At 57.2% G+C, this 26503-nt stretch carries 26 protein-coding genes and 1 tRNA gene; 15 read left to right on the top strand and 12 right to left on the bottom strand.

Annotation, left to right across the window (positions count from 1 at the left end; genetic code table 11):
* The first annotated feature begins 96 nt into the window (after positions 1 to 96).
* From rpiB to blaOXA, 3 genes are all read left to right on the top strand, one after another.
* Positions 97 to 546 (top strand): ribose 5-phosphate isomerase B, encoded by a 450-nt coding sequence (gene rpiB / locus PUT78_RS02395; RefSeq protein ID WP_274350456.1) that lies wholly within the window; start codon positions 97 to 99, stop codon positions 544 to 546.
* A 279-nt stretch (positions 547 to 825) separates the two neighbouring features.
* Positions 826 to 1170, top strand: a complete 345-nt coding sequence (locus PUT78_RS02390; protein ID WP_274350455.1) for a hypothetical protein — start codon at positions 826 to 828, stop codon at positions 1168 to 1170.
* Between the two features lie 21 nt (positions 1171 to 1191).
* Positions 1192 to 1992, top strand: coding sequence for a class D beta-lactamase (gene blaOXA / locus PUT78_RS02385; protein WP_337994653.1), 801 nt, complete (start codon positions 1192 to 1194; stop codon positions 1990 to 1992).
* 68 nt (positions 1993 to 2060) lie between these two features.
* Here the strand turns inward: blaOXA and PUT78_RS02380 are convergent, their stop codons facing one another.
* Both PUT78_RS02380 and PUT78_RS02375 read right to left on the bottom strand, forming a co-directional pair.
* Positions 2061 to 2672, bottom strand: coding sequence for an SOS response-associated peptidase (locus tag PUT78_RS02380; RefSeq protein WP_274350454.1), 612 nt, complete (start codon positions 2670 to 2672; stop codon positions 2061 to 2063).
* A 110-nt stretch (positions 2673 to 2782) separates the two neighbouring features.
* The gene (locus PUT78_RS02375) at positions 2783 to 3325 is read right to left on the bottom strand and encodes an AAA family ATPase (RefSeq protein ID WP_274350480.1); all 543 of its coding nucleotides are present in this window, start codon (positions 3323 to 3325) and stop codon (positions 2783 to 2785) included.
* Positions 3326 to 3508: 183 nt separating this feature from the next.
* On the opposite strand from PUT78_RS02375, the gene PUT78_RS02370 reads away from it, so the two are divergent.
* On the top strand, positions 3509 to 3778 hold the full coding sequence (locus tag PUT78_RS02370) for a hypothetical protein (protein WP_274350453.1): 270 nt from the start codon (positions 3509 to 3511) through the stop codon (positions 3776 to 3778).
* A gap of 79 nt (positions 3779 to 3857) precedes the next feature.
* On the top strand, positions 3858 to 4043 hold the full coding sequence (locus PUT78_RS02365; protein WP_274350452.1) for a hypothetical protein: 186 nt from the start codon (positions 3858 to 3860) through the stop codon (positions 4041 to 4043).
* A gap of 715 nt (positions 4044 to 4758) precedes the next feature.
* On the opposite strand, the gene PUT78_RS02360 is transcribed toward PUT78_RS02365, so the two are convergent.
* From PUT78_RS02360 to PUT78_RS02350, 3 genes are all read right to left on the bottom strand, one after another.
* A complete protein-coding gene (locus PUT78_RS02360) occupies positions 4759 to 6075 on the bottom strand; it encodes an HNH endonuclease (protein WP_274350450.1) in 1317 nt (438 codons plus the stop codon).
* 24 nt (positions 6076 to 6099) lie between these two features.
* Positions 6100 to 6759, bottom strand: a complete 660-nt coding sequence (locus tag PUT78_RS02355) for an MT-A70 family methyltransferase (protein ID WP_274350449.1) — start codon at positions 6757 to 6759, stop codon at positions 6100 to 6102.
* Between the two features lie 314 nt (positions 6760 to 7073).
* Positions 7074 to 7514, bottom strand: a complete 441-nt coding sequence (locus PUT78_RS02350; protein ID WP_274350447.1) for a hypothetical protein — start codon at positions 7512 to 7514, stop codon at positions 7074 to 7076.
* A 622-nt stretch (positions 7515 to 8136) separates the two neighbouring features.
* On the opposite strand from PUT78_RS02350, the gene PUT78_RS02345 reads away from it, so the two are divergent.
* The 5 genes from PUT78_RS02345 to PUT78_RS02325 all read left to right on the top strand — a co-directional run bounded on the left by PUT78_RS02345 (position 8137) and on the right by PUT78_RS02325 (position 14786).
* Positions 8137 to 8979, top strand: a complete 843-nt coding sequence (locus PUT78_RS02345; RefSeq protein ID WP_274350446.1) for an SMP-30/gluconolactonase/LRE family protein — start codon at positions 8137 to 8139, stop codon at positions 8977 to 8979.
* Between the two features lie 2 nt (positions 8980 to 8981).
* Positions 8982 to 9983 carry an aldose epimerase family protein gene (locus PUT78_RS02340; RefSeq protein ID WP_274350445.1) on the top strand — a complete coding sequence of 334 codons (1002 nt, stop codon included), beginning with the start codon at positions 8982 to 8984 and terminating at the stop codon, positions 9981 to 9983.
* 129 nt (positions 9984 to 10112) lie between these two features.
* Positions 10113 to 10364 carry a PepSY domain-containing protein gene (locus tag PUT78_RS02335; protein ID WP_274350444.1) on the top strand — a complete coding sequence of 84 codons (252 nt, stop codon included), beginning with the start codon at positions 10113 to 10115 and terminating at the stop codon, positions 10362 to 10364.
* Between the two features lie 580 nt (positions 10365 to 10944).
* Positions 10945 to 13818, top strand: a complete 2874-nt coding sequence (gene uvrA / locus PUT78_RS02330; protein WP_274350443.1) for an excinuclease ABC subunit UvrA — start codon at positions 10945 to 10947, stop codon at positions 13816 to 13818.
* Positions 13806 to 14786: a capsular polysaccharide export protein, LipB/KpsS family gene (locus tag PUT78_RS02325; protein WP_274350441.1), complete on the top strand. Its 981-nt coding sequence runs from the start codon at positions 13806 to 13808 to the stop codon at positions 14784 to 14786. The genes uvrA and PUT78_RS02325 overlap by 13 nt, the downstream gene beginning before the upstream one ends.
* Here PUT78_RS02325 and PUT78_RS02320 read toward each other — a convergent pair.
* Positions 14778 to 15350 carry an LOG family protein gene (locus PUT78_RS02320; protein WP_274350440.1) on the bottom strand — a complete coding sequence of 191 codons (573 nt, stop codon included), beginning with the start codon at positions 15348 to 15350 and terminating at the stop codon, positions 14778 to 14780. The two genes, PUT78_RS02325 and PUT78_RS02320, sit on opposite strands and share 9 nt — an antisense overlap.
* 121 nt (positions 15351 to 15471) lie before the next feature.
* Between PUT78_RS02320 and PUT78_RS02315 the strand changes: the two genes are divergently transcribed.
* Entirely contained in the window at positions 15472 to 16716 is a 1245-nt protein-coding gene (locus PUT78_RS02315; RefSeq protein ID WP_274350439.1) for a LysM peptidoglycan-binding domain-containing protein, read from the top strand.
* 301 nt (positions 16717 to 17017) lie between these two features.
* Positions 17018 to 18859 (top strand): ABCB family ABC transporter ATP-binding protein/permease, encoded by a 1842-nt coding sequence (locus PUT78_RS02310; RefSeq protein WP_274350438.1) that lies wholly within the window; start codon positions 17018 to 17020, stop codon positions 18857 to 18859.
* Positions 18860 to 18931: 72 nt separating this feature from the next.
* On the opposite strand, the gene galU is transcribed toward PUT78_RS02310, so the two are convergent.
* Both galU and PUT78_RS02300 read right to left on the bottom strand, forming a co-directional pair.
* Complete coding sequence (gene galU, locus PUT78_RS02305) at positions 18932 to 19816, bottom strand: UTP--glucose-1-phosphate uridylyltransferase GalU (protein ID WP_274350437.1); 885 nt, start codon at positions 19814 to 19816, stop codon at positions 18932 to 18934.
* Between the two features lie 99 nt (positions 19817 to 19915).
* Positions 19916 to 19991, bottom strand: a tRNA-Thr gene (locus tag PUT78_RS02300).
* Positions 19992 to 20167: 176 nt separating this feature from the next.
* Between PUT78_RS02300 and PUT78_RS02295 the strand changes: the two genes are divergently transcribed.
* Complete coding sequence (locus PUT78_RS02295; RefSeq protein WP_274350436.1) at positions 20168 to 21043, top strand: hypothetical protein; 876 nt, start codon at positions 20168 to 20170, stop codon at positions 21041 to 21043.
* 121 nt (positions 21044 to 21164) lie between these two features.
* Here the strand turns inward: PUT78_RS02295 and PUT78_RS02290 are convergent, their stop codons facing one another.
* Positions 21165 to 21422, bottom strand: coding sequence for a DUF2312 domain-containing protein (locus PUT78_RS02290; protein WP_274350435.1), 258 nt, complete (start codon positions 21420 to 21422; stop codon positions 21165 to 21167).
* Positions 21423 to 21623: 201 nt separating this feature from the next.
* On the opposite strand from PUT78_RS02290, the gene hpaR reads away from it, so the two are divergent.
* Positions 21624 to 22106, top strand: coding sequence for a homoprotocatechuate degradation operon regulator HpaR (gene hpaR, locus PUT78_RS02285; RefSeq protein WP_274350434.1), 483 nt, complete (start codon positions 21624 to 21626; stop codon positions 22104 to 22106).
* A 42-nt stretch (positions 22107 to 22148) separates the two neighbouring features.
* Here the strand turns inward: hpaR and PUT78_RS02280 are convergent, their stop codons facing one another.
* The 3 genes from PUT78_RS02280 to PUT78_RS02270 all read right to left on the bottom strand — a co-directional run bounded on the left by PUT78_RS02280 (position 22149) and on the right by PUT78_RS02270 (position 25399).
* The gene (locus PUT78_RS02280; protein ID WP_274350433.1) at positions 22149 to 23360 is read right to left on the bottom strand and encodes a beta-ketoacyl-[acyl-carrier-protein] synthase family protein; all 1212 of its coding nucleotides are present in this window, start codon (positions 23358 to 23360) and stop codon (positions 22149 to 22151) included.
* Complete coding sequence (locus tag PUT78_RS02275; protein ID WP_274350432.1) at positions 23357 to 23644, bottom strand: acyl carrier protein; 288 nt, start codon at positions 23642 to 23644, stop codon at positions 23357 to 23359. The genes PUT78_RS02280 and PUT78_RS02275 overlap by 4 nt, the downstream gene beginning before the upstream one ends.
* A gap of 150 nt (positions 23645 to 23794) precedes the next feature.
* The gene (locus PUT78_RS02270; protein ID WP_274350431.1) at positions 23795 to 25399 is read right to left on the bottom strand and encodes a L,D-transpeptidase family protein; all 1605 of its coding nucleotides are present in this window, start codon (positions 25397 to 25399) and stop codon (positions 23795 to 23797) included.
* 431 nt (positions 25400 to 25830) lie between these two features.
* Between PUT78_RS02270 and mepK the strand changes: the two genes are divergently transcribed.
* Positions 25831 to 26400, top strand: a complete 570-nt coding sequence (mepK, locus tag PUT78_RS02265) for a peptidoglycan L,D-endopeptidase MepK (RefSeq protein WP_274350430.1) — start codon at positions 25831 to 25833, stop codon at positions 26398 to 26400.
* Positions 26401 to 26503 lie beyond the last annotated feature (103 nt).

The raw sequence follows: 26503 nt of genomic DNA, 5'->3' as shown, positions 1-26503 counted from the left end.
GCGGGACGAAGCTGCCGGTCAGGGATATGTGATATTGCTGGTTCCCATTGCTGAAATGCGGGTAGGATCTAGATGCACGACCATGGAGCCCTGCCGATGACAATCGATAAACGAATTGTTCTTTCTAGCGACCATTCCGCCATTCAGATGCGCCAAGTCATTGCCGTTCATATCAAAGCACTTGGCTGGCAAGCCATCGACATCGGCCCTATGACAGCGGAAAGCACACCCTACCCTAAGCATGGTGAAGGTGCTGCGAGGCTCGTCGCTTCAGGCGATTGTCGTTTTGGCATTTTACTTTGTGGCACCGGACAGGGCATCATGATGGCTGCAAACAAGGTCAAAGGCATCCGGTGCGGTGTTTGCATGGATACGTTCTCGGCCCGCATGATCCGTCAGCATAACGATGCAAACATGCTTTCGATCGGTGTCCGCGTGGTTGGTGAAGGACTTGCTCTGGATATCGTCGATGCTTTCCTGACCGCCCAGTTTGAAGGCGGAAGACATGCAGCGCGGGTGGAAATGATCCAAACACTGGAGATGTAGCGCACTCCACCACCGACCCTCCGCTCTGGACTCTTCGCGTTGATGCTCAACCAAGGTATTTGCGGCAGCTATGCGGGACGAAGCTGCCGGTCGCTGCATCTGCCGATCCGTCTCTACGTCGCGTCTTATGTTCTAAGCGGAGGCCAGCAAGCGATCCCAAGACGACGTGCGATATCATTCGAACAGCCCGAACTAGCAGCCATTCGCCACCTGCGAATTTGTGACTTTCGACTTCCTACACCCTTCGGTATGAAGCGGCCATCACATCACGGGATCACAATGCTTTGTTATTTCAAGATGAGAGCAGCCAATGCTCTTATTCTCCTCGCAACTCTTTCAACTCAGCCTGTTTTGGCGCAGAGTCCAGAAAGTGACAGCTGGACCGAGCGCAAGTGCGAGCTTTACACCGCCGCATGGCACCACCTTGCCGGTGATGGCGTTCCCGAGGGCGTTTCAGAGGGATTTGTGACCGATCACGATGCGTTCCTTGCGTCTGGATGCCTTGATCGCGGTCACGTCTGTCCACGTAGCCCGCACGAGCGGGAAATCGCTGACATGCTGTCGCTCATGGCAGTGGCAGAAGGAATGGCGGGGTCATTCCTGCCCTTCAGTTGCGCCGACTGATCGAAACACTGGGACTTGAACGTGAAGCCAATTCTTCCAATCCTTGTTCTCATTCTTATCGCAACACTCGGCCGAACTGCGACTGCAGAGGTGGTTTGCACCTTGGTCGCTGATGCGCATACCAGGGCCATCGTTATCGAGGAAGGCGACTGCACGACGCGCGTGACTCCTGCATCTACCTTCAAGATTCCACTTGCTGTGATGGCTTATGACGCGGGGGTCCTGATCAATTCGAGGGCTCCAGTCATGCAGTTCCGGTCCGGCGATCCGGCTTGGGGCGGCGCCAACTGGACGCGCGACACTGATCCGGCGTCGTGGATGCGATACTCAGTGCTGTGGTATTCGCAGCGGATCACACAGGCGATGGGGGCAGAGGCCCTGACCCGTTATGCGCTAAATTTCGGATATGGGACGGCCGATTTCTCGGGTGATGCAGGGTTCGACAACGGCCTTGAACGCGCGTGGATCGTGTCCTCACTGCTGATTTCTCCGCGAGAGCAGGTCACGTTTCTGCGCGCATTGGTGCGTGACGCTCTGCCCGTGCGACCCGAGGCGCTGCGCCATGCACGTGAAATTGTCGAACGTCACGATGTCGAGGACTGGATTATTCACGGCAAGACCGGCACAGCCTATCCGCGCCGCCCCGACCGAAGCTTTGACTATGCGCGCGGATGGGGGTGGTATGTCGGCTGGGCGCAGCAGGGCGACAGAGTGCTGGTGTTTGCCCGGCTGACCCAGGCAAGGCAACGCACGGACGGCTCGCCCGGCAATCTGACACGCGATGCGTTCATGAGGGAATGGGCAGATCTGGTTGCTCGCTGACTCCCAAGCTTCGCCAGTTCTTAGATTTGACCCAATCGTTTCACCATGTGGGAACGACCGCAAAGGCCTCAAACCGGCTCGATCAACTCATCCCCGTCGTCGGATATTCCAAACCTCGCCACAGGATAGTGCTTTACACGGTACCCTGCCCCCAACTCCGGATCACCGGATCCGGCCAGCCATGCGTCCCGTTCATCAGTGCTTAGGATCACAGGCATGCGGTCGTGGATTGGTTCAACCGTGTCATTCGCGGCGCGCGTCATGATCGCGCAGGTGCGCAGATCGTTCCACACTGACATGAGGCCCGCGAACCAAAGCGTTTCTTCATTGCCCGCGCTGCTGAAAAAATGCGGCTGCTTCGGGCTTCGGTCACCGGTCCATTCATAGTATCCGCCAGCCGGTATCAGGCAGCGGCCGTAGCGCCATGCGCCCCTGAAGCTTGGCTTTGACGCTGCTTCCTCGATGCGGGCATTGATCGTGGCCGCGCGCCAGTCCTTCAGGGTGCCCTTGTGCCAGCTCGGGATCAGGCCCCAGCGCGCGCATGTCAGCTCACCTTCCCAGAGGACATACACCTCCTGGGTCGGCTTGATGTTGTAGCGCCTCGGAAACGGATCAATCTTGATTTCACTCAACTCGAACTCGGTCCCGCGCAGATTGGGGTCGATGTAGCGGCCACACATGAGCGATTGTTGACAGGTGGCACGATGATTCTGCAAGCGATACAGTTTGGGGGGCGATGATCAGCTGCGGGCCGCTACAGTTGAGTGTTGACCGTTTGGAGCCCAAAGTGTCAGTTGAGACGATCCAAAACAAAATCTGCACGCGACTCGACGCCAACTTTCGGCAAGACAATTATCTCATAATCAAGTTGCTCGAAAGTGCTGCACAGACGATGGTATTCGTCGATGCCTTCGTCCAGATCGTGCCGTCGTTCTGGGTCCGTTTGGTAAATTTCCGGCCACGGGGGAGTCAGAAAAACTCGCTTTTGAAAGCGATCGTGTTCAGCGAGTGTTTTGGATGCGGCTATTCCTGTAGCATGCTCCAACGCCACGGCCGCATCCACAAGCCCACGGTCAAAGAAAGCCCATCTTTCAACGCCTTTAACGCGCTCCCGGTCGCGAGACGCCATCTCGATTGCTTTTCTGGCAAATGCCTCGAGATTTACCCACGGTAGTGCTCTTCCATCACCTTGTAGTTCTTCCGAGACAATCCTTCTGCCTGGCTCCTCGATGGTTTCGAACCCTCGCCGCTTCAGCTCGAGCAATAGCGTAGATTTCCCACCTCCCGAACACCCCGAGATGATAACGTGCCGACTGGCGCAGTTGATTGGCATAAGGCCGTCCTCATCGTTTCCGAAATTTTTAAAGATAATCGAATGGCAGCTCCGTCCCGCATAGCTGCCGCACATGCTCGCTTATCCAGAGCGTATCACACCGGCGGAATTATGCTCTGAAGGATTGACACCGCCACGCCTCGAAACAAATGTGGAACAAAGTCCACAGAGGAGTGCCGCGCGATGTGGCGCCGAAAGCTGACGGTCATTGCAGGTGAAACGCGTGAAGGTGACTACATCATCCTTCGCGATCGGCAGGTCGTGGGGCGCATCTATCCTGCACATCTTATCCCAGATGCCAGCCCCTACGTCTGGGCGACCTACACATATCCGGCCACCGAGGGCCGAGCAGACAGCTTGGATGACGCAGCAGAGGCCGTGCGCGCGCATATCCGCACGCGCTGGCTGGATAGCGTACCGGCCGTGCCGTTGGCCGCTGATCGAAAGCGCTAACTCATAAACGAGGACTCTCAGGGGAGCAGGTCACAAAGAAGCCAGATCCTTCCCAATGACTGCATTTTGACCAATCTGCTTGACCGCATTAACCGCTAGGTGCGGCCCTGACCTGCCCGCCCCTGACGGCGGGCCACAGTTCTGCGATGTGGAGCAGCCGCGCCGGTTCACGGCGGCCGAACTGGATGCGCGCCGCACCTTTGTCGAGAACATGCGGCTTGATCTGGCGACGAATGAGCGTGGGGCCGAGCACTGTGGCTGGTGAATGGCTTTCACAATCATCAAAGTACTTGACTGCCGCGATCCTGTCGAACGATGATCGCAGCATATGAACTTTACTATGCAGTTTCACCAATGGGGAATTTAATGAAACTTTTAAGTTTAGTCGTTGTTGCAGCTATCGTTACAACCGCTCCAGCATATGCCGAATGGTATTCGGGTGGCACACTGCATCGTGCTGATGCATCGCAATGGCATGCCGCATCCTCTGCAAACAGACTTGCGACAGCCGCGGACTGGTCTGTCGCAGTCCTTTCTGAGCGCAGGATCAGTCAGTTAGGGATGCGTGGCTGGCGTGACTATGCGCAGCAATTGTCAGATTGTGTGACAGTCGCCACCTCAGGCGGACAACCTAGACAAGCGGTGAATGAGATCGCAGCGGCTTGCATAATTCTTTCGGATCAATAGCAGTTTTCCGAGCTATAATCCGTGAAGCAGTCGACGAAGTAGCACTCAAAAGCATATCGCCAGTGCAACTACGCGAAAAGCTGCACTACTCACTATCCTGCCGAGTTTCTGGGATGCATCTCTGATCCTCACACCCGCGATCATTCTAAGCGATGCCAGCGCACTGGTCGCGCGGCAGTGGGGGCGGTGAGATAGACGCGACGAGCCCATCAGCGACATTCAGGCACTCCGTAGCATGGAAAGTGCTTCGCGGGGCAGCATTGTGGTCGGCGCTGAGCGGCTTCATGCGGCCCTCATGAAAGATGTCCGAAGTAATGCGCGTGCCATTCTACAAATTCCACAGCGAAGCCGTGCTCCGCCAAAAGCTCTAACTTTCTGCCGTCAAAGCCGGTATCATCCGTGGCACTGCGGACGATTGGCTCACCTTGGTTCGGATCTATCCAAACTCCGCCTCGGTCGAACGCTTTATGATGATTCGGGCAGAATGGCAGAATGTTATTGAGATGGTCGGGCCCCCGGAATGGATCGCCTACCGGCTTCACATGCCCTGCCTCGGAATACGTCTTCCCGGTAGGGTCAATTGTTAGTGCGACTCCACAAATTGCACAGCGGTTTTCATACAGGCTCTTAACCCATTCCGCGTGTTGCCTGTTTCTGACTTGGCGCTGTGCCTGAGCATATGCTCGCTGCACAACGGTAAGGGTTAGATCGGTGGGTTTCTTTCGTTTGGCGTTCTCTCTGCGCGTGGCAGTGCTTTGGAGAGTACCAGAACGAGGCGTCTCGCCAAGAGACGTTTCAGGTGTATCTGCGGTCGCGCCCATGTTCAAAAACCGGTCCAGTCCGCCCAATGCCAAGTATTCCTCGATTACAGACAGCGCCGCGTAGGGGGCAAGTGCGGGATTTGCCGCGGTCAAAGCCCAATAGTCTTCGGATTCGACAAACGCTAGAATATCTTGAGCTGACATACTGAGACTAATTTCGCGGTCCAAGAGGCAGCGGTCTAAGAACAGGAAAAGTGCGCTCGACCACCAGTCTTCGCGCTCCGAACTGGTCAGCCCAAGTAGGCTGGATTGTTGATAGAGGTAATGCAGATTGGTGGCGAACTTCCTCGGAGTCGCTGCACTGTAGATCATCGCTCCCGAAGAGAAAAACTCTTCGATCTTGTCGGCCGTGATTTTGCTTACGTCCCAGCGGTCGCCATTCCACACCTCTTCAACCACGAAGCGCCGCGCCCAAGGTGCAGGGTGTGACTGATAGGGACGTGCTCGATCCCAAATCCCAACTCGGCTAAAATTCAGAGCGCACATCGCCAGCCGGTCAAAGGACTGGTCATGATCACGGGCCAAGGCTTCGAGTACAAGCTGGTCCGGAACGATATAACTCTCCCCGCGCACTACCTGATTGTAGAGGAAGAAATTGAGGGGAACGAGAGGATCTCCGTCAGCGGTTCTGGCGATGATCTCCCGTGCGGTATCTCTAGGAACTCGTTTCAGACCTTCTGAAAAAACCGCGTTAATTGCCCGATGCAGCAATCCCAAGCCGGGGGCGTCCCCCCAGCCAAAGTTTTTGGAGAATGACCCCGGACGGCTTTCGAGAGATCTCCAATCCAACTGCTAAATTTCCTCTAACAAATCCTATTCGGCGGCGCTCACGGTAGAGTTATAGGCGTAGGTTTTCCAGCTCGGCTTGTAGTCGGCATCGGCCTGATTTCCCCATACGGTCCAGCCGTCCCGAACTCCTCTACCGAAAAGTTCAAGAAATGGCCCGCGCGAACACTCTTCGATAATCTTATACTGCTCATCGGGCTTGCGGCTGTGTTCCCGCTTCCGGGTTTTCAGAAGGTCGCTTTCTGGCTCTTCCGCTTCGATGAAATTGACCTGAGACCGGCCCGGCGCAAGCGTGCGAACGTTCTTGCCTCGTGTTCCAAACAACAGGATTTCAGTGACATTGCGGAAATAGAAGCCTACGCCTCGACCGTCGGGACCACCATCTTTGCGGACCTTCTCCCAGACGATATTGGACTTGTAGTCGAAGCCCCACGCTTTGAGCACCTGTAAGCCTTCGGGGAGAAGAGCATTAGGAACCCAGAGGTAACAATGCGCCCGATCTTCGAGGTGATCTGCAACGGGAAGAGCGCAAATTTCGTCGAGCGTCATTGTAGGGTACCGCGCAAGCCGTTTGTGCTCGGGTGCAATCTTGCCTGTGCGGTTCTGAAAGCGCCAAGGCGGATCAGCCATCACGGTCACAAACTTGTCGTCGCCCAAGAATCGGCTGAGGTCATCCGCTGCGGTCATTGTTCTTTCCCTTGTGCTCTGGCACCTGTTCTATATCAACATGTTGTACACAGCAAATCTTTAGTACCGATAAACACCCGCAACTAAGAAATTGCTTAGCTACGCATTTGTGCGCCCCAAGTCTTCTGCAAGTGCGGTTTCCATAACGGCAGCTTCCGGTCTGCAGGTCGCTGATGCTGCAACAGCGAAGGGTTATCGGGTGGATGTCTGAATGGCTGAAAGGTCCCTGTCGTTAACGCTCGCTTATCCAGAGCGCATCACACCGGCGGGCGAATGACATTTGGCAAAATTGATCAATTGGAAGGCTGCTGATTTTATCCTGCTTCCGGCTTCTGCACACGATCAAATTCGGAAGTTGGTTCAGCTAAGCGGTGCCACGCCTCACGGAACTCCGGATTGTCGTAATGCTTTGCCTCTAGCCAGTAAGCCCGATGCTTGCCTTTGTCTCGCGTTGCCAGCAACTTCACTTCATCCAGGGTCAGAACGAAGCAAACCGGATCATCGCTATTGGCCCCCAACGTGATGATCCACCATCTCGACCTGAGGCGTTCGAGGTCAAGACCCAACGGAACCGACGCCCGCCTCGACAATGCCTTGGACTGGATTGCGATCACGGCCTCTTCGTCGTCGACAGGAGCGGCGTACAGGTCGGCGCCGCGAGAATTCCGCACTGTGGGCATCACGTTCCATCCGCGGCGGGTCAATTCCCAAGCGACATGAAACAACCCGGCATTGCCTGTCATCTGCTGCTTCATAGCGGCGCCCATTTCCGAATAACCCTCAAAAATCCCATGTCGATCACTCCAAGTGCCCCCAGCTCATCCTTCACCAATCATGTGCCAAGTAGACGGCAGATCACAAGATGATCCGCAGCAGCCCACCATCGAGGCAGTTCCCTTTTGTGCCGCTGAACCTGCGCGAACCTGACAGGCAGGTCCAAACCGTGAACATCGCCCTTTTAGGCAGGGCGCTTTTGACGAAATATCAAAGACTTGAATGGCGGGCCGAAACTTCGGGAGGCAGGGGCCGGAGGTTCGAATCCTCTCACTCCGACCAGATAAACAGGCGTTCTGAAGTAGCGCTTGTCATGCTCGCCCACACAGGTTTTCCCGTATCATCGCGACAACAATGCTGTGCTGCTTTTATCTGGTATGATATATATAAGAATAAGTTGCAGCCGCAGTCGTTTTTCTGGCATCAAGTATCAGCCGCAGCATGGGCCGGACGCGGATGATCATGACGTGAAGGAAATAATATGCCAGGGTCTGCCCGGATCGCTGAAAACATGAACGCATCTGGCACGCGAACACCCGTGATACCCGCGCCGGACATCGCCGCGCGGATGCTACATTTTCAACCCTTCCGAGGTTTGCCACAATGAAACCACTGAACGAAACCCGGTGCGAATTGGGCGAAGGGGCATTCTGGCACCCGGAACGGGCCGAATTCTTCTGGTTCGACATCATCGGGCGCAAGCTGCACAGTCTGGCCCACACCTGGGCATTCGACGAGATGGTCTCTGCTGCGGGCTGGCTGGATGCGTCGCGCCTGCTTGTGGCATCCGAAATCCGGCTGTTCGTCCTTGATCTGGACACAGGCGCGCAGCACAGTCTTTGCCCGCTGGAAGCCGACCAGATCGGTAACCGGTCCAATGACGGGCGCGCGGACCCGCAAGGGGGGTTCTGGATCGGCACAATGGGCAAACAGGCGGCGCGCGGCGCGGGCGCAATCTGGCGCTGGTGGCGGGGCGAGCTGCGCTGCCTCTATCCCGGACTGAGCATTCCTAACGCCATCTGTTTTGCGCCGGACGGGCGTTCGGCCTGTTTTACCGACACAGTGACCCGCCGTGTCATGCGCGTCGGGCTGGATGCATCGGGCTGGCCCAAAGGCACCCCCGAATGCTGGCTGGACCTGAATGCAGACGGGCTGAACCCGGACGGGGCGGTCATTGATACGGATGGAAACATGTGGCTGGCGCAATGGGGTGCCGCGCGGGTTGCATGCTATGCACCGGACGGGGCATTGCTGCAAACTGTAGCTGTGCCAGCGGCGCATGCATCCTGTCCGGCTTTTGGCGGGCCGGACCTGCGCAGCCTGTATTGCACGACCGCACGGCAAGGGCTGAACCAACCCGGCCCGTTGGACGGGGCTACATTCATGGCCCCTGCCCCGGCACGCGGTCAGGCGGAACACCGCGTATTGCTGGACGATGGTACTTGAACATGCGCACTGAATTCGGCGCTCTCGCGGATGGACGCATGGTCGAACGGATAACCCTGCACGGGGGCGGCATGGTCGCGCAGGTTCTGACTCTTGGCGCCATCGTGCAGGATCTGCGGATGGACGGCGTGGCGCATCCGTTGGTTCTGGGCACAGACACGCCCGATGCATATCTTGGCCCGATGCAATATTTCGGCGCAATCGTTGGCCGATTTGCCAACCGCATTGCCGGGGCGCGTTTTGAACTGGACGGCCATACGCATCATATTCCGGTAAATAACGCGGGCGGACATGCTTTGCATGGCGGCCCGGTGGGAAGTTCGCAGCGGTTATGGCGCGTACTGGAACAGTCCCCTGCCAGCGTGACACTTGGATTGTTCCTGCCAGATGGCGATATGGGCTTTCCGGGCAATCTGGACATACGTGCCACAATCTCATTGCCCGGTAGCGGCACACTACAATTCAACATATCGGCCCAAACCGACCGGGCCACGCCTTGCAGCTTGACGCATCACGGGTATTTCGCGCTTGATGACACGGGCGGGCTGTCGAAACACTGGCTGCGCGTTGCCGCAGATCACTACCTTCCTGTTGACGCAAACCTGATTCCCACCGGCCAGATAGTCCCGGTTGCCGACAGTGCCTTCGACTTCCGCAAGGCGCGCAACCTGTCGGGGGCGGCGCTGGATCATAATTTCTGCCTGTCCACGGAAAGCCAGCCCCTGCGCCCTATCGCGTGGCTGCAAAGTGCGGAATCGGGGCTGATCATGCAGATTGACAGCACCGAAGCCGGGCTTCAGGTTTATACCGGATCGCAAATTCCCGCCGCCGGGCTGCCAGGACTGGGCGGGCGGTGCTATCGTCCCTTTGCCGGAATCGCGCTGGAAGCGCAGGCATGGCCCGATGCGCCCAACAGGCCCGCATTCCCGTCCGCAATCCTGCGTCCTGATGGACAGTATGAACACGAAACACGCTACAGTTTCGCGTTCGCGGACAGGGCTTAGCCCTGCGGCGCAAGGACCACGCAAGTGCATCAGGGCAGAAAACCGCGCATCCCATTTTGTTGTTCGGCCTGACCCTTTGAAACCGCGCAATCGTCCCATACCTGTTCCTGACAACCTACAGGAGCAGAGATGAAACTTCGCTATATTTTTCCCGTCGCACTGGCCATCAGCGCCGGTCCCGCGCTGGCCGATCGTCAGCCCCCGCAACAGGCCCTGCCGCTGTCCGAAATCGTTACTGCGCTGGAAAGCAGATTTGACATTGCATGGATTGACGAAATTGAATGGGATGATGAGGGGTATTGGGACGTGGAACTTTACGCCCGCGACGGCAGCAAGATTGAACTGAAAGTAGACCCTGTGACCGGTCAGCCACTACGCTAGGATGTAACCAGACCATGTTTGAATGGTCGCTTTGCGGGTAGTTCCTGGTCTGAGGCAAACCTTCCTGCACACAGGCAGGCCCACCCCATTGATGGGCCGGGGTCTGCTGGTCCGGCGTTGGACCGGTGCAGCTTATGCAGGCGGCGTGGTTGCAATAGTCAAGTCTTGGCGTGACGTCACCGTCATCGGCGGTGCGCGGGACGGTCCCATCTATAGCGCAGGTCTGCGCGCGGCCTTTGTTCAGCGCCTTGGGCATCCCAGCCGATCATTTCACACCCGGAACCGACCGGATTTCGCCCTGTATTTTGTCGCCCGCCCAAACCCGCGTCTGCGGCTAATTTGGGCATCGATATCATGCCAGTTGGATGCGCCGGAGTGCCATTCCACCCCTGAAGATCATTCGAATATATTTTCAACGCAAAATCAAAATCTTATAAAATAAACGCCCCATCCCTGACGCGCATGACATAAGACTACGACGTCGCGTAAATTTGCGACTGTTCCCATATTGTTCTTCTTTTCCACTTGGAGTCCCGTGTACGCAGGGCTATGTTAGGCGAAGGTGTGGTTGGGGATGCACATGGCCGAGCAGAAATTCATCGAAGTGCGCGGTGCGCGCGAACATAACCTGCAAAATATCGATGTGGACATTCCGCGCGATCAGCTTGTGGTCATTACTGGTCTGTCAGGATCAGGCAAGTCCAGTCTGGCCTTCGACACGATCTATGCCGAAGGGCAGCGGCGCTATGTCGAAAGCCTGTCCGCCTATGCGCGCCAGTTTCTGGACATGATGCAGAAACCCGACATGGACCATATTTCTGGCCTGTCGCCGGCGATTTCCATCGAACAGAAAACCACCAGCAAGAACCCACGCTCCACTGTCGGCACAGTGACCGAAATCTATGATTATCTGCGGCTGTTATTCGCCCGCGCAGGCACGCCCTACAGCCCGGCAACCGGCCAGCCGATCGAAGCGCAGCAGGTTCAGGACATGGTGGACCGCATCATGGCGCTGGAAGAAGGCAGCCGCGCCTATTTGCTGGCACCAATCGTGCGCGACCGCAAAGGTGAATACCGCAAGGAATTTCTGGAACTGCGCAAGCAGGGTTTTCAGCGGGTCAAGGTCGATGGGCAGTTTTACGAACTGGATGAACCGCCAACGCTGGACAAGAAATACCGCCATGACATTGATGTTGTAGTTGACCGTCTGGTGGTGCGCGCAGGCATGGAAACGCGGCTGGCCGACAGCCTGCGCACTGCACTTGATCTGGCTGATGGCATTGCCGTACTGGAAGAAGCGCGCGAAGACGGCAACCGCATAACATTTTCGGAAAAGTTTGCCTGTCCGGTCAGTGGCTTCACCATCACGGAAATTGAACCACGCCTGTTTTCTTTCAACGCGCCGACAGGTGCCTGCCCTGCCTGTGACGGGCTGGGTGTGGAATTGTTTTTTGACGAACGCCTTGTCGTGCCGGACCATGCGCTACGTCTGGCTGATGGTGCAATTGCGCCATGGCGCAAGGGGAAATCGCCGTATTTCCTGCAAACGATTGAGTCATTGGCAAAACACTATGAATTCGATGCCCGCAGCCCATGGAAAGACCTGCCCGAGCATGTGAAGCAGGTTCTGCTTTATGGCTCCGATGGCGCGGAATTGCCTTTCCGCTATGACGAAGGGGGGCGGGTTTATAATGTCACGCGCGCCTTTGAAGGTGTCGTACCCAATATGGAGCGACGCTACCGCGAAACGGACAGCGCCTGGATTCGTGAAGATTTCGAGCAATATCAGAACCACCGCGATTGCGGGGTTTGCGGAGGCTACCGGCTGAAACCCGAGGCACTGGCTGTCAAGATCGGCGGCTTGCACATCGGTCAGGTCACGCAAATGTCGATCAGGGAAGCGCTGGACTGGGTAAAGGGCGTACCCAATCACTTAAGCGGGCAGAAAAATGAAATCGCCCGCGCCATCCTGAAGGAAATCCGTGAACGACTCGGGTTTCTGGTGAATGTGGGCCTTGATTATCTGACGCTGGGGCGGCATGCGGGAACGCTTTCGGGTGGCGAAAGCCAGCGTATCCGGCTGGCCAGCCAGATCGGCAGCGGCCTGACCGGGGTTCTGTATGTGCTGGATGAACCCTCCATCGGGTTGCATCAGCGCGACAATGACAGGCTGCTGGTCACCCTGCGCAACCTGCGTGATCAGGGCAATACCGTCATTGTTGTGGAACATGATGAAGAAGCCATCCGCACCGCCGATTATGTCCTGGATTTTGGCCCCGGTGCAGGCGTGCATGGTGGCCGTATTGTCGCGCAGGGCACGCCTGAACAGGTCATGGCCGACCCTGCCAGCCTGACCGGGCAATACCTGACCGGCGCGCGCGAAATCGCAGTGCCCAAGACGCGGCGCAAGGGGAATGGCAAGAAACTGAAAGTCGTCAAGGCCAGCGGCAACAATCTGCGCGATGTCACGGCTGACTTTCCACTGGGCAAATTCGTATGCGTGACCGGTGTTTCGGGGGGGGGCAAATCCACCCTGACGATTGAAACCCTGTTCAAAACGGCATCCATGCGGCTGAACGGTGCGCGCCAGACGCCCGCGCCTTGTGAAACCATCAAGGGGCTGGAGCATCTGGACAAGGTTATCGACATTGACCAGCGCCCCATCGGGCGCACGCCGCGGTCCAACCCTGCCACCTATACAGGCGCGTTCGGCCCTATCCGCGACTGGTTCGCGGGTCTGCCGGAATCCAAGGCGCGCGGCTACAAACCGGGGCGGTTTTCCTTCAATGTCAAGGGTGGGCGCTGCGAGGCCTGTCAGGGCGACGGTGTGCTGAAAATCGAAATGAACTTCCTGCCTGACGTCTATGTCACCTGCGAAACCTGCAAAGGCGCGCGCTATAACCGCGAGACACTGGAAATTCTGTTCAAGGGCAAAAGTATAGCTGACGTTCTTGATATGACCGTTGAAGAAGCCCAGGGGTTCTTTCAGGCGGTGCCCTCCATCCGCGATAAAATGGATGCGCTGATGCGTGTGGGGCTTGGCTATATCAAGGTCGGCCAGCAGGCCACCACCCTGTCAGGGGGCGAAGCGCAGCGCGTGAAACTGGCCAAGGAACTGTCGCGCCGATCCACTGGCCGGACGCTTTATATTCTGGATGAACCCACCACCGGCCTGCATTTTGAGGATGTCCGCAAATTGCTGGAAGTGCTGCATGAACTGGTGGATCAGGGCAATACGGTCGTGGTGATCGAACATAATCTGGATGTAGTGAAAACCGCTGACTGGATCATCGATATCGGTCCCGAAGGCGGCGATGGCGGCGGTCAGGTTGTGGCCACGGGCACCCCTGAACAAGTTGCAAAGGTTGAGGGCAGCCATACAGGCCATTATCTGGCACCACTTCTGCCCGCCACGGCTTCTGCACGTTCTGCACGCCTTCGATGCCCGGCATAGTTCTGCATCTGAAAGAACGTGATCTGGCGGCCGATTTGCAGGGCTGGCACATGCGCCTTTACAACCTGATCAGGCAGATTGCGCAGCGCAATGACGTGCTGGTGCATCTGCGTAGGCGGGATCCCGATATCCATGTCGGGACACGTAGTATAGACGACAACCGCTTCGCGGACGGGTGCCTGCATATTCTGGATGACCGGTCGGTGCGTGCGGGAAATGTGTTGAACGCAGGTGTCGCTTACTTCTGGGAATTCTGGCACCTTGATCCCGCAGGCGTGAAGGCATTTTCGTCCGCAGGCGAGACAGCATATATTCCATCTCCCGCAGCTGATGATACGACCAGATGTATCGCAACGCGGTTGCGTGCCCGCTATGTCGCGCAGCGTAAATCCCGTTATGACCAGCATGCCCCCGCGACATGCCTGCCCGAAGGTGTGGTTGCAGTGTTCTTTCAGGGGCAGTATCCGCGTGCATCGGGGGCAACGCCCTTCACAGATTTTGATATGCTTATAGCGGCCTTGCGCAATGCCAACGGCCGGCCGGTGGTGGTCAAGCCACACCCTCTCAGCAGTTCGCGCATCGACAATCTGCGCCTGCAGGCATTGCAACTGGCGCTAGGACGGAAAAGGCTGATTGTCACCCAGGCCCATGTCCATGACATTCTAGACGCAGCGGTGGTCACCGTATCGATGAATTCCACCGTCGCACTGGAAGGATTTCTGAAATCAGTTCCAGCAATTCTTCTTGGCAAAACTGATTTTCATCATCTGGCCGGTAAAGTCGAAGATATGCGGGATTTTGGATCGATCTTGCGACAGGAACTCGACCGGAGTGCGGATTATGACCGCTATCTGAACTGGTATTTTGAAACCCATTGCCTGGATCTGGAAGCTCCCAATCTGGAGTCGCAGATATGGGCAAGATTCGCGGCAGCCGGGTTTCCACAGGAGCGCCTGAAGTCAGGCTAACGCATGTTGCAACTGGTATGCGGTCAACAGGGTCTCTATCTCTGGAATCGTATCGACAACGCTGAAAAAGCTGCGGACATTCGCTTCGGCAAAGCCTTGCTCGATCACATGATCGATAAGCTGCGCCAGTGGTTTCCAATACCCGTTCGTGTTCAGCAACAGGATCGGTTTCTTGTGCAGTCCAAGCTGACGCCATGTCAGGACTTCGAAAAATTCGTCCAGCGACCCGGCCCCGCCCGGCAGCACCACAATTGCATCGGAATTGGTGAACATCACCTTCTTGCGTTCATGCATGGTTTCCGTAACCACCAGCGTTGACAACGACTGCCTGCCCTTCTCGACCTGCATCAGGTGGGTGGGGATAACACCGAACGTAGGTGCGCCGCCGGTCTGGGCCGCGCGCGCCACTTCGCCCATGATACCAATATCACCCGCGCCATAGACCAGCCGCCAGCCACGTTGCGCAATCAACTGGCCCATATCGCGCCCGGCTTGCGCGAAAGCAGGGTCAGAACCGGCACGCGCACCGCAGAAAACACATACAGACAGGGGTAAAACTGGCATGGCTACAAGACCTTGTGTCGGTTTTCTTTTGCCCTCGGATACCCTGCTTGATATGCTCGTGCAAGGTAAAGGCGGCGTTTGACACGAACCGCAGGTTCAGCCGCGTCCGAAGGGTCATTCCATGCTGAAATATCTGCCGAAAGATACACTGGCACAATGGGCTGTCGGAAGTATTGCGGTCGCGGGTGCGGCCTCGGTGGCGTATATCGTTGTGTTCCCGCCTGATCGTTCTGACCCCGCTCCGGGCGCGCCGCACCTTGGTGCAATAACCGAACCCTTCATTGCAGATGGCCCGGACGCAGAACACGAACCCGACATGCGTGTTGCCATGACCGAACAGATGAACGATGCGGCACCGCGCTTCGATCTGGTACGGGTAACCGATATCGGTGATGTGCTGATTGCAGGAAAAGCACCTGCCATCAGCATCGTTGCGGCACTGGTGGACGAAGCGCAGGTCGCCCAGACTGTCAGCAGCGCTGCAGGCGAATTCGTGATGATGTTCGACCTGCAGCCAAGCCCTGCCCCCCGCGTTCTGGAACTTGAAGTGCATCTGCCAAGCGGCCATCGCGTGCGTTCAGAAGATACGCTGATGCTGGCACCGCGCAGCGAGCAGCTTGCGGGTCAGCGCGATACGAATGGAAGCACCTTTCCTGTCCAGACCGTCCGGGAAGTCGAGACAGCGCCGCTCTTCCCAGACCGTGCTGCCCCCCCTCGCCCGCAACCGGGCGACGCGACCGATGTGACCGACATGCCGTCGGAGCCTGACATCGCGGGTAACGACGCCATGCCACCCGCCGAAGAACCAACCGCACAAGCCGAGGCCGCGCCGATGGCGATCCTGATGCGCGCGGATGGAAGCGTTCAGGTTCTGGGCGAAGCCGCACGCCTGCCACAGGCCGAAAGCGCTGGAAATGTAGTTGTGGACAGCGTGCTCTATGATGCCGAAGGTGACGTCGCGCTTGGCGGGCGCAGCGCATCCGCGGGCACCGAAATTCAGATATATCTGGACAACCAGCCCATTATCCGCACACGCGCGGGCGCTGATGGCAACTGGCAGGCCCTACTTGCGGGCATTGAGCGTGGTGTGTACCGGCTGCGCGTTGATGAACTGGATGAGGCCGCGCAGGTTATATCGCGGGCAGAAATTCCCTTTGAACGGGTCACCCCGCAGATCGCGCGCGAAAGCGACGGACCACAAGCGCTGATCGTGCAACCCGGCAATACGCTTTGGGCCATGTCCGAAGCGCGCTTCGGGGATGGTCGGCGCTATATGCGCATTTTTGATGCCAATCGTGACCAGATCCGCAACCCTGACCTGATTTTCCCCGGTCAGGTTTTCATCCTGCCCACGCCCGAGGGGTAGATGGCCGGCTGAGGCATGTCGCGGGGCGCGCGCAAAGCCGCGCCTTGGCAGCCGCCAGTATTCGTTTCACGCCAGTGTCGCCCGTGAACGGGATGTTTCAGTCTGGTCTTGTCAGGTCACACTATCAGCGACCCGGCTATAATTCACGGCTGTGAACGCAGCCATCGCAGGTCGCTGGTTGCTTCACCGCTGACGTGTTGCCGCGCCGGACTCACAATTCCCGCATACTTCCAGCCCGATCCAACTGGCCAATTCCCGCAGGCGTGATTAGATAGCTGCAATACACAGCCGAAAGTGAAACATGTCACAGTCAGTCAATGCCCCGGAGCCGGACGGCACGGGCGGTCAAACGCAGCCCAATGAACGTGCAAGCGGGCTGCGCATTATCCGGCGGGTTATCCCGTATCTTTGGCCAGAGGGGGAGCAATGGGTCAAACGCCGCGTGGTTCTGGCGCTTGCCTTCCTGGTGCTTGCCAAACTTGTCGCAGTGGGCACCCCGTTCTTCTACAAGGCAGCGGTTGACGCATTGGCGGGCGATGGGGCGGGCTGGATGCTGGCGCTTGGCGCGGTCGGGCTGACCATCGCTTACGGCATTGCGCGCCTGACGGAAATCGGGTTTCAGGAATTGCGCAACGTTCTGTTCACGCGCGTCGGCCAGCGCGCCCTGCGCAAACTGGCTTTGCAGACCTTCACGCATATACACCAGCTTTCGCTGCGCTATCACATCACGCGCAAAACCGGTGGCCTTAGCCGGATCATTGAACGCGGTGTCAAAGGTGTGGAATTCCTGCTGCGTTTCCTGCTGTTTTCGATCTTTCCGCTGCTTTTGCAATTGCTGATGATCGCGGTAATTTTCTTCCTGATGTTTGATGTCTGGTATCTGGCTGCAGTTGTGGTGACAATTTCGCTGTATGTCTGGTTTACCTTTCGCATCACAGAATGGCGCGTGAAGCAGCGCCGCGAAATGAACCGCCAGGACACGGACGCCAACCAGAAGGCCGTCGACAGCCTGCTCAACTTTGAAACCGTCAAGTATTTCAACGCCGAAGGGATGGAGGCGCGGCGCTATGACCGCGCGATGGAACAGTATGAAACCGCCGCGGTGGCGACCAATTATTCGCTGGCATTCCTGAATTTCGGACAGGCCTTTCTGATTACATCGGGTCTGGTCGTGGTCATGGTAATGGCCGCGATCGGGGTGCAGAACGGCGCGCTGACAGTCGGTGATTTCGTGTTGGTCAACGCTTATATGATCCAGATCACCATGCCGCTGAACTTCCTTGGCACTGTCTATCGTGAAATCCGTCAGGCGCTGGTGGATATGGCCGAAATGTTCGATCTGCTGGACCAACCGGCGGATGTGACCGATGCCCCCGATGCGCGCGCCCTGCAGGTCACGCAAGGGGAAATCCGTTTTGAACAGGTGAAGTTCGGCTATGATACAGCGCGGCCCATTCTGAAAGGGATCGACCTGACGGTCCGCGCGGGCCAGACCGTTGCGATTGTCGGGCCGTCCGGGTCGGGGAAATCCACGATCGGTCGCCTGCTGTTCAGGTTTTATGACGCAAGCGGTGGGGCGGTGCTGATTGACGGGCAGGATCTGCGCGATGTCACGCAGTCCAGCCTGCATGCAGCGATTGGTGTCGTTCCGCAGGATACCGTGCTGTTCAATGACACCATTGCCTATAACATCGCCTATGGCCGCGAGGGTGCGACCCGGTCCGAGATAGAGGATGCCGCACGCGCCGCACGCATTCATGATTTCATCATCTCTTTACCCGAAGGCTATGAAACCACCGTAGGCGAGCGCGGACTGAAACTTTCGGGGGGCGAAAAGCAGCGCGTGGGTATCGCTCGCACCTTGCTGAAAAACCCGCCCATCCTGCTGCTTGATGAAGCGACTTCTGCGCTGGACACCCAGACGGAACAGAACATTCAGGAAAGTCTGCGCCAGATGGGGCAAGGGCGCACCGTCATCACCATCGCACACCGCCTGTCCACAGTGGTTGATGCAGACCGCATAGTGGTGCTGGATCAGGGGCATATCGTGGAAAGCGGCACGCATGACGAATTGCTGGCAAGAAACGGGCAATATGCCGCAATGTGGGCGCGCCAGCGTATCAACAGCACAGTTGAAAGCTGAACCACGCAATGAAAAAGACCTTCGGCAAACATTGCCGAAGGTCTGGTAATTTATACATCTGGCAGGATCGGATCAGGTGTTGGACGTATCCAGCTTTTCCTTGATCAACGCCAGCATGAAGTCGCGATAATGCGGGTCTGACAACGCAACTTCAAGAATCGCGCTAAGGTAGCCGCGCTTGGACCCGCAATCAAAGCGCTGTGCCGTGTTCACGATGGCGGACACCTTGCCCTGCGCGGCCAGAATATCAATCGCATCCGCAAGCTGAATTTCACCGCCAGCACCGGGTTTCAGGCCCCGCAGAATATCAAACACTTCGGGCTGGAACACATAGCGGCCATAGGACGCCAGATGCGAAGGTGCATCTTCCAGTTTCGGTTTCTCGACCAGCCCTTCAACAGCGATAGTGCCATCATCCTGTGCCTTGCCGGGACGCAGAATGCCAAATTTGGACACGTCTTCCGGCGCGACCTCCCCGACCGAAAGCAATGTCTGCGGCTTGCGGGCATAGGCCTTGATCAATGTTTCGGTCGGCAAGGGCGACCCTTTCATGAAATCATCGGCCAACAGCACTGCGAAAGGAGCGTCACCCACCGCAGGCGCGGCACAAAGTACCGCATGGCCCAGCCCCAATGGCGCTGGCTGCCGCACGAAAATACAGGACACACCTTCAGGGACGATGTTGCGCACCATGTCGCGCATCTCTGTCTTGCCGCCCTGCATCAACTGGTTTTCCAGTTCCAGATTGGCATCGAAATGGTCGCCCACAGCGCGCTTGTTGCGCCCGGTTACAAAAACAAGTTCGGTAATACCCGCGGCAATCGCTTCTTCAACGGCGTATTGAACAATCGGTTTATCAATTATCGGCAACAACTCTTTTGGCATTGCCTTGGTTGCTGGCAGAAAACGTGTCCCGAGGCCAGCAACGGGGAAAACAGCTTTTTTGATTTGTGTCATGAATATTCCATACAGTTCTGGTGCGCGACACCCGTTGCGTATTGCGAAACGGACTTCACATACGCGGTTGCCATCCATGTGACAGCAACAACCGTTTAATGGTGCCGGCTGAGGGACTCGAACCCCCGACCTTCGGTTTACAAAACCACTGCTCTACCAACTGAGCTAAGCCGGCTGTGATGCACAGTCATATTTGCAATCGCAGCATTTCTCAACACCGATTTTCATGTATGATCGCACAAAACATCACTTTCCTGCCAGACAGGTAAAACTTACGATTTTCGTCCCATAGGTGACGAAAATCTGACACATTTCTTGGTAAATCTGCGTGTCGTAGAAGGGGTTTTGTAAATGGATATTGCGTTGCATCTGGGCGCTCACCTGACCGATGAAGGCAGATTGCTTCGGTGTCTGAGTAAAAATCATGGGCTGCTTGCGGATCAGGGAATCGAAGTGCCGGAACACGCGCGCTATCGCGACCTGTTGCTTGGCCTTGCACAGGCGGATCGCGACGCGCCCCTTGGACCGGATGCGGGCCAGGTGCTGCTCGACAGTCTTCTGGACGGCGAGAATCCTAAACGGCTGATCCTGTCGGAACCGGATATCCTGGCCTGGCCGGGCGGCGCCGCACGTAAAGCGCATTTTTATCCTGCCGCCACACATCGACTGCAATCCCTGCGCGAAGCCTTCGCAGATGAAAACGTGATGCTGTTTCTTGCTATACGCAACCCGGCCTCTTTCCTGCCTGCCCTGCTGAACCGTGTAAAACGCGGCCAGGCAGAAAAGATACTGAAATCCATTCAGCCGGAAAAACTGCGTTGGTCCGCCTTTATCCAGAGCCTTAGGACGACCTGGCCGGAAGCGCAACTGACGGTCTGGTGTGACGAGGATACACCGTTTATCTGGCACAAGTTGCTTCAGGAAGTGGGCGGATGTGACCCGCAAACGCAACTGGCGCACAGCTTTGACTGGTTTAATGAGGTGATGATCGCTGGCGGTGCCGAGAAGCTGGAAGCCTATCTGACCGCTACGCCCCCTGTTGATGACACCCATCGCCAGCGCGTTATCGGGGCGTTTCTGGACAAATTCTACGACGAATCCAAAGTCGACGTTGATGTCAGCATTACGGGCTGGGATGCGGAAAGGGTTGATCTTCTGTCAGCACTTTATGACGAGGATGTCGTAACCTTGTCCGCGCTGGATGGCGTGTCGATGATTCAACCCTGACCCCTGTTGTTTAATCTGCTCCGAACAGCAGGGCCGCGGCGCTGAAAATGTCGCAGCCTTCCGATACATGATGGCATCGAAAGGCTGATCAGCAGGTATTCAGGCGCAAATGGGTGCCGTATCAGACCATGCCCAGCGCGGCCTTGTAAAGATCAAGCACGGCTTCTTCTTCAGCAATTTCGTCAGGTTTGCGCTTGCGCATGGCAATGATCTTGCGCAACACCTTGGTGTCATAGCCACGCCCCTTTGCTTCGGCCATAACCTCTTTCTGCTGGTCGGCAATGTCTTTTTTCTCGGCGTCCAGATGCTCATAGCGTTCGATAAACTGGCGCAGTTCCTCGGCAGTTACGTTATAGGCATCGTTTGAAAGATCGGTCATCGGCTGTCCCTGTTCTGGCGTCGGTCACGGTTGCGCCGTGATGCCCAATCCCGTCTGGCTGCGCAACCCCTGACGATGTCTGCGCCTTCCGGAAATCCGGTAATTTTCATATGGTAAATTTTGCCGCAACCGCAAATTAATTTCCATTTTGAAATATCTGTCGCTTTTGATAAGGTGCCAGAAATATTGACAGGGGATGGAATGCAGCAGACACCGAAGCGCGATTTACGAAAGTTCGAAAAATCCCTGCCTATTGCGCTTTTACGCACCCGAGAGGCGACGACACGGCTGTTCAAACCCTATATCGACAGCCATGATCTGACCATGCCGCAATGGCGCGTGCTGCGCGCGCTGGCAGAGGCAGAAGCGCTGGATGCGCGTACCCTGTCTGAGCGCTGCGTTATCCTGCCGCCGTCATTAACGCGCATATTCCGCAGCATGACACAACGCGGCCTGATCCGGCAGGTGGAATGCACAGATGCGCGACGGCATATGGTTGCGCTGACCGACGCGGGACGGGGCTTATTTGAACAGGTTGTGCAGGAGTCGGAACCTGACTACGCGCGACTGGCCAGCGCCTTCGGGCCGGAACGGCTGGATATGTTGCTGGATCTTCTGAACGAATTGCGCGACACGGCACAAAATCTGGTGGATCCACCCCAGCAGAGCACAGCACAGCACTGAAGGCGTCACAGTCGGGCTGACCCCGACACAAGACGTGCTGCTTCAGACAAGCCTGCGCAGGACAAGCACCGCATTCAGCCCGCCAAAGGCAAAAGCGTTGCTCATGACCACATCAACGCGGGCCTGCCGCGCTTCATTGGGAACAGGGTCCGGCACGCAATCAGGGTCAGCTTCCGTGTGATTGATGGTCGGCGCGATGACCCCTTCATTAAGGGCCATAAGACAGGCCAGCATTTCCACGGCGCTGGTCCCGCCAATGATATGCCCATGCATGGATTTCGTGGACGACACTGGCAGCCGGTCCAGATGCCCCCCCATGACCGCACGCAATGCGTGCGATTCAACCCTGTCATTCGCGGCGGTTCCGGTGCCATGCGCATTGACATAACCCACATCCTGCGGCGCAACACCCGCATCGGCCAGGGCCGCGCGCATGGCCCGGACCGGCCCGTCCATATCCGGCATGACAATATCGCCGGCATCTGCACTCATGCCAAAACCTGCGACTTCCGCCAGTATCTGCGCACCGCGCGCGCGCGCGTGGTCCAGTTCCTCGAACACGAAAACCCCGCCACCTTCGCCCTGAACCATGCCGGAACGATCGCGGGAAAACGGGCGACAGGTATCGCGCGCCATGACGCGCAGCCCTTCCCATGCCTTGATCCCACCAAAGCCTAGCATCGCATCCGATCCGCCGGTCAGCATGATGTCGGCCATGCCTGTGCGGACCATCTGGAACGCCTGCCCCATCGCATGATTGGCCGATGCACAGGCGGTGGACACTGTGAAGGCAGGCCCTTTCAGGCCAAATTCCATGGAAATATGTGATGTCGCAGCGTTTTGCATCAGGCGCGGCACAACAAAGGGGTGAACCCTGTTCTTCCCCTCGGCATAGACCATGCGGTAATTGTCATCGACGGTCAGGTTGCCGCCCCCCGCAGTGCCCATGATCACGCCGGACCGCAGGGCAAGCGCCTCTGTCATCTCCAGACCGGATTGCGTGACCGCTTGTCGTGCGGCAACAAGTGCGATCTGCGCAAATCTGTCCAGCAAAGGCAGGGCGTTGCGCGCAAAATGCTGTTCCGGCTCGAAACCCTGTATTTCGGCACCAACACGCACTGTCAGGCGGTCCACGTCACGGCAGGTCAGCGGCCCAATGCCGCATTTTCCGGCCTGCATCGCGGCGGCGGTCGTGGCATAATCGCCGCCTAACGCATTCAGCGTGCCGACACCCGTTATGACAACGCGCCTCATGCGGCCTGTCTGGCAATCAGTTTTTCAACTTCCGAGATGATGGCACCGACCGACGAAATGTCAAAGCCCGCCTGATCCGGCGCATTCGCGTTGAAAGGAACCGAGATGTCGAACGCCTCTTCGATACCAAAAATGCATTCAACCAGACCAAGACTATCCAGTCCGAGTTCGGACAATGACATCTCAGTGCGGACCTCTGTCGTATCGACCATCGCCTGCTGAGCGATGATGTCAATCACGCGCCGGGCTGTGTCGGTCGTATTCTGCATCCATTCCAGTCCCATCGGGAACACTCCGTCTCATGCCAGATATGTTCCATATCAAGGCAGAATGTAACAGCTTCGCGACAGAGGGCAACTCAAAACAGTGTGTGAGCATCTGTTTCCCCGTCGGATGGCCGCGACAGGGAAACAGCCAGTTCCGGCGCTGGCGGATCAGCTTTGAATGCCATTTACCGCACCGGCACGTTCCAGCGCGTCATAAATGCGGGCATCCCGACCATAGATGTCATTGCGGAAATTCAACTCGCCGCGCACATTGGTAAATGCTGTGCGGTACACCAGATGAATCTGCACCGGTTCATCAAGATAAACGCGGGTCTGTTGCCGGGTGTTCAGCACCGAATGATACAGGGCACGCGGATCATCGCTTTGGCGTGACAGCAGTTCATAGGCGAAATCGCGCGGGTCATTCAGCCGCACACACCCCGATGAATGCGTGCGCACCGTGGTGTTGAACAAATGCCGTTCAGGCGAGTCGTGCAGGTATATCGCATAGGGGTTCGGGAACATGAATTTCACCTCACCCAATGCATTTGTCGGGCCGGGTGGCTGGCGGACATTGAAGGGGAAATTCGCAGGTGTGTAGCGCTCGAAATCAATGGCGTGACGAGGCACAACACGCCCACGCGCATCGACAATTTCCAGATGGCGCGCGCCGCCCGACGCCAGTGCGCCCCAGTAGGACCGCGCCAGAATTGACCGTGGCAGCGTCCAGTCCGGATTGATTTCCAGATAGGTCATCCGATGGGAAAATTCCGGCGTCTGGCGGTCCCCGGCCTGCGCGCCCACCACGGCGCGTGTTTCAAATGTCACCTGATCGAAATCGACGATCTTCGCACTGAAATCGGTCAGATTGACCCAGATGTGGCGGTCGCCACGCGGAATATTCAGCCAGCGTTCACGCTCCATAGCGACGATCACGGATTTCAGGCGTTCTTCCGGGCTGACATTCATGGCCCTTATTGTCGCAGGCCCCGCAATACCATCCGCTTCTATGCCGTGGTTCACCTGAAAGTTCAGAACCGCTGACTGCAGCGTTGAATCATAGCTGGCCGTAGCTGACCTGTCCATATACCCCATTGCAATCAAACGATTACGAAGGGCTATGACAGTGTCGCCTGATGTGCCGGGCGCAAACCGTTCTTCGGGCACGCGCGGCCCCCAGCCGCCCTGACGTATTACCGCCTCAAGCTGCTGTTTTGCCCGGAACAGTCGCGCGTATTCCGGCGCAGCCGGTGCAAGGTTCCTGATAAAACTCGCCGGGTTCGACTGCGCAAACTCGCGCAACAGTTTTTCGGGGTCCGGACGGGGCAGTTCCCGGACGATGCTGCGTTCAATGCGGCCAGGGTCCACGACACCGCTATGCAGATCGCTTGCGAAACTCAGGAAAACGCGCGTGACCTTTGCTTCCAGCATCGCGCGGTCGCGCTCGCTCTCCACTGCTTCGAATGCGGCAACCAGACCGGGAACATCATATCGTGCAACCGGCAAACCATGATCACCCGCGCGGGCCAGCGCAGACATGAACGCCGCGCGCCGATCTGCATGTTCCGCCCCGACCCAGATGGGCGCAAATTCACGGTCACGATAAAACGCCGAAACGCCGCTGTCGAAAGATGCGCCTTCCGCCAAGGCCTGGCGAAACGCCGGAAAGGATTGCGCCTGCACAGGCAGCACGCCCCCCAAACCCAAAGCGCTGATCAGACAGACCATGGCAACACCGGTTTTGAACCGTGACGCGACATTTCGGAAAAACAAGGAACACCTCCTGCAGGAGAATCATAAAACGGGAGTTCAAGACTGGCAAAATATCGCCGATCACGTCCATTCACAACCATGAGAGGGCATAATTACCCCTGACAGAGTGTTGCTTTAAGGTTTCTTTCAACAAGTTAAGTCACCATGTCGGCATGAGCAGTTCCAATTCAGCGATCATAGTGTCGCGCAATCGGTTCCATCCGCTGGCGCAAAAACCCGGCCGATGGGCAAGTTTCCGCTTAAACGCGCCGGACGCAGGCACAATGCGCCGATCTTTCCTTGGGTTCAGCGCCCGAATATGTCACAAAACCTGCACAGGCGACGCATGCGGAACATCGGGCGATAGAAAATATCGCAAATCATGCCCGTGTGGGGACCGTTGTCTTATAAAAAAAGCGACCGTCAGGACAGGAAAAGGGACAACCGTTCAGATGTGTGAAAACAAATCCACCGGGGTGACCCGTCGGTCGATTCTGGGCGCATTCGCGGCTACCGCCATTTCAGCCGCGCCGTTTTTTCCAGGGGTTACCGCGTATGCACGCGGGTCGGGCGACATCCGCAAGTTGCACTTCTATTCCGGGCGCACCGGTGAGCGGATGAATCTGATTTACTGGATTGACGGAAACTACGTTCCGGAATCCATGGCCGAAATCAACCACTTCTTCCGCGACTGGCGCAACAACGCTGTGCACGGTATCGATGTACGCACAATCGACTTTCTTGCGGCTGCGCATAATCTGTTAGGCGTGAACGAACCCTATATGCTGCTGTCGGGTTACCGTTCGCCGCAAACGAATGCCATGTTGCGTGCGCGCTCGCGCAATGTCGCACAGAATTCGTTGCACCTGCGGGGGCAAGCCGCCGATGTGCGCCTGCAATCAAGATCCGTTTCGCAGATTGCCCGGGCGGCAGAATCATGCGCTGCTGGCGGCGTTGGCCGGTATTCCGGGTCCAATTTCGTGCATTTCGACTGTGGTGCGAACCGCACCTGGGGCCGGTAAGGGTCCGCTATTGCGATCGCGGTCATCCGGGGCGCGGTATCCTGCCCTCGGTTGACATATTGACAGAAGCGCGCATGACATGCGCGCTTGGTTTACAGTGATT

The organism is Roseinatronobacter alkalisoli (assembly GCF_028745735.1).
GTDB classification, from domain to species: Bacteria; Pseudomonadota; Alphaproteobacteria; order Rhodobacterales; family Rhodobacteraceae; genus Roseinatronobacter; species Roseinatronobacter alkalisoli.
This window is presented reverse-complemented; position numbering and strand designations above follow the sequence as displayed.

Excerpts from the sequence above, each read along its gene's own strand:
- rpiB (WP_274350456.1), top strand. The coding sequence starts at position 97 with ATGACAATCGATAAACGAATTGTTCTTTCTAGCGACCATTCCGCCATT.
- PUT78_RS02350 (WP_274350447.1), bottom strand. The coding sequence starts at position 7,514 with ATGAAGCAGCAGATGACAGGCAATGCCGGGTTGTTTCATGTCGCTTGG.
- PUT78_RS02315 (WP_274350439.1), top strand. The coding sequence starts at position 15,472 with ATGCTGAAATATCTGCCGAAAGATACACTGGCACAATGGGCTGTCGGA.
- galU (WP_274350437.1), bottom strand. The coding sequence starts at position 19,816 with ATGACACAAATCAAAAAAGCTGTTTTCCCCGTTGCTGGCCTCGGGACA.
- mepK (WP_274350430.1), top strand. The coding sequence starts at position 25,831 with ATGTGTGAAAACAAATCCACCGGGGTGACCCGTCGGTCGATTCTGGGC.
- PUT78_RS02370 (WP_274350453.1), top strand. The coding sequence starts at position 3,509 with ATGTGGCGCCGAAAGCTGACGGTCATTGCAGGTGAAACGCGTGAAGGT.
- PUT78_RS02335 (WP_274350444.1), top strand. The coding sequence starts at position 10,113 with ATGAAACTTCGCTATATTTTTCCCGTCGCACTGGCCATCAGCGCCGGT.
- PUT78_RS02295 (WP_274350436.1), top strand. The coding sequence starts at position 20,168 with ATGGATATTGCGTTGCATCTGGGCGCTCACCTGACCGATGAAGGCAGA.
- PUT78_RS02345 (WP_274350446.1), top strand. The coding sequence starts at position 8,137 with ATGAAACCACTGAACGAAACCCGGTGCGAATTGGGCGAAGGGGCATTC.
- PUT78_RS02280 (WP_274350433.1), bottom strand. The coding sequence starts at position 23,360 with ATGAGGCGCGTTGTCATAACGGGTGTCGGCACGCTGAATGCGTTAGGC.
- PUT78_RS02340 (WP_274350445.1), top strand. The coding sequence starts at position 8,982 with ATGCGCACTGAATTCGGCGCTCTCGCGGATGGACGCATGGTCGAACGG.
- hpaR (WP_274350434.1), top strand. The coding sequence starts at position 21,624 with ATGCAGCAGACACCGAAGCGCGATTTACGAAAGTTCGAAAAATCCCTG.
- PUT78_RS02375 (WP_274350480.1), bottom strand. The coding sequence starts at position 3,325 with ATGCCAATCAACTGCGCCAGTCGGCACGTTATCATCTCGGGGTGTTCG.
- PUT78_RS02275 (WP_274350432.1), bottom strand. The coding sequence starts at position 23,644 with ATGGGACTGGAATGGATGCAGAATACGACCGACACAGCCCGGCGCGTG.
- PUT78_RS02320 (WP_274350440.1), bottom strand. The coding sequence starts at position 15,350 with ATGCCAGTTTTACCCCTGTCTGTATGTGTTTTCTGCGGTGCGCGTGCC.
- PUT78_RS02390 (WP_274350455.1), top strand. The coding sequence starts at position 826 with ATGCTTTGTTATTTCAAGATGAGAGCAGCCAATGCTCTTATTCTCCTC.
- PUT78_RS02310 (WP_274350438.1), top strand. The coding sequence starts at position 17,018 with ATGTCACAGTCAGTCAATGCCCCGGAGCCGGACGGCACGGGCGGTCAA.
- PUT78_RS02380 (WP_274350454.1), bottom strand. The coding sequence starts at position 2,672 with ATGTGTGGCCGCTACATCGACCCCAATCTGCGCGGGACCGAGTTCGAG.
- PUT78_RS02325 (WP_274350441.1), top strand. The coding sequence starts at position 13,806 with ATGCCCGGCATAGTTCTGCATCTGAAAGAACGTGATCTGGCGGCCGAT.
- PUT78_RS02290 (WP_274350435.1), bottom strand. The coding sequence starts at position 21,422 with ATGACCGATCTTTCAAACGATGCCTATAACGTAACTGCCGAGGAACTG.
- uvrA (WP_274350443.1), top strand. The coding sequence starts at position 10,945 with ATGGCCGAGCAGAAATTCATCGAAGTGCGCGGTGCGCGCGAACATAAC.
- PUT78_RS02355 (WP_274350449.1), bottom strand. The coding sequence starts at position 6,759 with ATGACCGCAGCGGATGACCTCAGCCGATTCTTGGGCGACGACAAGTTT.